This window comes from Candidatus Cloacimonadota bacterium, assembly GCA_011372345.1.
Taxonomy (GTDB): Bacteria; Cloacimonadota; Cloacimonadia; order Cloacimonadales; family TCS61; genus DRTC01.
Genome location: DRTC01000070.1, coordinates 1 through 4,439 on the forward strand (window position 1 = coordinate 1; position 4,439 = coordinate 4,439).

Here is a 4,439-nt window from a genome sequence, read left to right on the forward strand (position 1 = left end):
GTTCACGCTTTGGCTTTGAAAAAACTGCAGATACTCCTTTCATCTTCGCTTCTGTAAATCGTAAATTCAAGTTTATTCGAAAATGGAGTACTCAAGAATTTCTACTTCGATCTATATTACGGAAATAAATTAGCTCATCATTCAACCGGAAACGGTTTCAGAACGACCCAATGGGGAGGAGATCCGATCTCGACCAAACCTTCTCCATCCCTGCAATTTCTAACCATCAAAACCGGAGATAAATCTCTCCAGGAAATGATCGGTTCCATGGATAAAGGGATCATTCTCGATGGGGTGATGGGTGCTCACAGCGGCAATATTCCCAATGGAGATTATTCCGTGGGAGTCGAACCTGCCTTTTATGTGGAGAACGGGGAGATCATCGGAAGAGTTAAAGATGCCATGGTAGCCGGTAATGTTTATGAGACTCTGAATAATATTGTTTCCATTGAAGATAAAGTTCACGAAAGCTGGGGAGGTAGATTTCCCGCGATATTATGCGATGATGTGAGTGTGGCGACGAAGAAATGATAGTTGATCTCTAAAGTAGCACTGAATTGCATTCTGTGAAAGGTTAAATGAAACTTACTATCCGTCAATTGTCGGATGGTAAATTTTTGTAATACTATACTCGTTCCCACGCTCCTGCGTGGGAATGTTTTCTTTAAATGTTCAGCGTTTTAGTCGCGAGGTAGTTTTGATTAGGATCGTCCATTTGTGCATTCCAACGCGGGAGTATTAGAACGAGATGACTTGTATTCCAACGCGGGAGCGTGGGAACAAGATGAGAAATGAACAAGATCGGCATCTTGTTTTACGGCGAATAAAATTAAAAAAAATACCGGGTTAGTTTATCTAACAGTCTATTTTAGAATAGATTCACATAAAGTTGCCTGTACCGGACAGATAGTTTTTAATTTATTTTTATTTTTCATTTGACAGGAAATGTCACAATCTCAAATTCTGTTACATGAAATTTTTGATAATATGCTTAAAAGTAATAATGTTGGGACAAACAAGAAATATCGAAATTATGGTATTTAATCCCAAAAACAATCTTTCCAAATATTAATGGGAATAACAAAATCCGGATGGAGATAAAAAAAACTTAAAGGTAGTGTAATATAATTTATGAAAGATTATGAAAAAATGATACTGCCTTTCCGAAGCTTCTCATGAAGGAATTCTATCCGGCAGTTGCCGGATCGGAAAGTTCCGGGACATATACATCCTTCCGAATCTTAATTTAAGAACTAGTGAAAGAAAGCTTCGGAAGGGAAATGGGTAGTGTATCATTGTTTATGAAAGATTCTCTCTTATCAATTAGTTTAGCAAACGGATAAAAGATGGATTTTTTAAGGCATATCCCAGAAACAGATCAAACCGGTCTTGTTTTTAGGGAAATTTCCCAAAAGTGCTTTAATGGTATAGAAAATAATAAGTTAAGTCTCATATTAATAGGTTCTGTGTTACAGAACCAACTTAAAAAAAAAGGAGGTTTTTATGAAAATGAAAACATTAAGTTTTTTGATCTTAGCTCTAAGTGTGTGTTTTATCACCGCGGAGATTGAGCAAGATCAATTTTCAAATGAGGTAATCACTTCAGATCATGATGCTATGATCAAATCGAGTGATGGCATTTCGTCTGTTCAAAAGGAACTTACGAAAAAAACGAATGAACCGGCCGCAAAACAAAAATTCGATTCATACGGCAATCCTATCGTCAATGAAACTCCCGCTCTTCCTGATTGGGCGGAACAAGATGTGTCAGCGTTAAAAGAGGAAATTCAAAAAACTCTCGAACAACGGGATAATTTCCAAAAAAACAAAAGAGATGTAAATGTTATCCGGGAAATCGAATATAATCTCGGAAATTTTATCGGACAGGCATTAATACGCGAAATCGATATTTCAACTATCATCGATCTTCATGATCGAAAAACTATCAATAAAACTGTCTCGCAATCAGTATTCGATTTTCTTCATTATTATGAAAATGAAAAATACGCTTTAGCGGAAATGATGAAAAAAGAATACGAACAAACAAATTACAATTCTCAAATTCTTGATTTTATCTCATTTTATCAGGGTAACGAGAATGAACTTTTAAAGATTGAATCAACCAGAGCAACTCCTTCCGGAGAATACACACATTATTATGGTACCGTTGGCATGACAAACCTGACCGGAGCTACAACCATCTGGGATGGAAGTGCCGGAACTTATATCGATGTATCTGAAGATGTTCCAATCGGTTTTAATTTTTATTTTTACCAAGGTGATGATCCTGATGTAAACACCGAAGTAAGAGTTAGTACTCATGGATATAGTACGATGTATCAGCAGGGAGGAGGAGCTTTAGATGGAACTGATTGGTCTAATGATGCGATTACAAGTCCAACAGATCCTGACGGTTATATCGCCACCTGGTGGGATGACATAATAGTAACTGATCAAGGATCAACAGATAAAGTATCCTATAAAGTTGAGGGTTCTGTTGGTTCGCGTATATTTACAGTCGAATATTTTTCAGTAACCAGAAATGGTGGTGATACTGATGATTTTCATTATTTCCAAACTGTATTTTATGAATATTTCAACAGAATTTGGATTAAATACGGAAATTGGGATGCAGATGCAAGTGATAATGCAACCTGTGGAATAGAAGATTATTCCGGATTAGATGGAGACGGCGGACCGAATACTCTTAATTCGAACGATGTCAGACCTACTTATAATTATGCTTTTTACCCTGGAATTCAGGGTTTATGGACAGGAAACATCAGCACGGATTGGGATGATGCTGATAACTGGGATGATGGGTTTGTTCCCAATCAATACGATGATGTCGTTATTCCAGCCGGATGTCCGAATTATCCCGAACTTACCGGTCAATTAGGTATAGATACAGCAGATCATGATTATGACTGTAATAGTCTGACTATAGATTCAGGTGCATCTCTCCTTGTAACCGGCCATTCTGTAAATAGCTATGGAGAATTAACAGTTGCCGGAACTTTAGATATTGGTGATGATCTATATTTGTACTCCGGTTCTACGGTTGACCTTTCCGGAACAATTCAAATAGGAACTACTGCCGGCTGGTATGGACAAGCCCTTCATTATTCCGGCAGCACTTTCAATCAAACAGCCGGTCATTATTATGTTGAAAGTATTTATCTTCAGAATGGAAGCCAATTCAACGGAACTGGTGGAAGAACACACATTTATGTCGATGATTTTTCCGGTGATAATAGTGTTGAAATCGATGATCCCGATAGTTATTTCTATTCATTCCAAGTTGATATCGGGGCTTCTGCTTTACTCTTCTCCTGCGACTATGATCTGGAAGTAACTTATGATACAGATTTAAATGGTCCTCTCGATATCAATTCATTTACAATGAATTCGCAATATTTTGATGTTTTTAATGAAGGTGAACTCATTATCGATTCGGGAGGAACTGTTAATGTTACAGGTAACGGACCATATTTCCACGATGGTGGTTCCCTAACTATGAATTCCGGTAGTGAACTAAATAGTGAACTACATATCCTCTTCCAGACAGGATCGATAGAGAATGTGTCCGGAGGTGATATCTTCCTTGGTAGTAGTTTTTCAGATGCAGATGATATATTTTCTCCTACAGGTGGTTCTGTTACCTTCGATGGAAGTTCAACATCATACATTTACGGAACAACTGCCTTTTATGATCTGAACATCGATAAAACCGGTGCAAATACAGTTTTTCTAAACAGCGATTGTGTAGTAACAAACGATTTAACAATTACGGAAGGTGAGTTAACATTGAACGGTTATGAATTAACAGTTGACGATAATTGTTCTGTGTATGGCACTTTAAATATGACAAATGCTGCTGATGTGTTAAATGCAGGAAGTACATCCTATGATCAATTTTACTTCTATGATGGTTCAACAGGAAATATTTCAGCGGGTAATATTTACCTTGCTTGGGGAATGGTAGTTTATAGTGGATCCTCATTTACAGCAACCACTTCAAATACTATTCACTATAATTCCGCAACTTTTCGGTCAGGGATATCAAACGGTGATCCCAATACTGTATTTGGTAATATTGAAGTCGATAAATCGTCCGGATATTTTCAAATCTGGGCTGATGGAATTGAACCGATTGTAGTTGATGGAGACTTTACTCTGGCTGCTGATAATGAGATGGAGACGCTTGATCTTTCGATGGTCGTTAATGGTACTTTTTCTGAAACATCATCGTCTGCAATCTATCTTTATAATTATCCTTTTAGAGCATCCGGAGATTCCGATAACGGCAGCAATAGTACGGAAAATGCGGAAGGAAATTATAGAGAAGGCTCGAGAGATAGAGGCGGCTACCTTGAAATCGATACCGACTTCACCCTGAACGGGCTGATGGATGTTGGCGACGGGGATGCTCTTATTCA

The 4,439-nt window shown here is 37.8% G+C and carries 2 protein-coding genes; both read left to right on the top strand.

The window, feature by feature from the left end; translation table 11 throughout:
* Positions 1 to 255: 255 nt before the first annotated feature.
* Positions 256 to 531, top strand: a complete 276-nt coding sequence (locus tag ENL20_01285; GenBank protein ID HHE37190.1) for a hypothetical protein — start codon at positions 256 to 258, stop codon at positions 529 to 531.
* Between the two features lie 972 nt (positions 532 to 1,503).
* Positions 1,504 to 4,439, top strand: a 2,936-nt coding sequence (locus tag ENL20_01290) for a hypothetical protein (GenBank protein ID HHE37191.1), incomplete at its 3' end; no start/stop codon positions are given.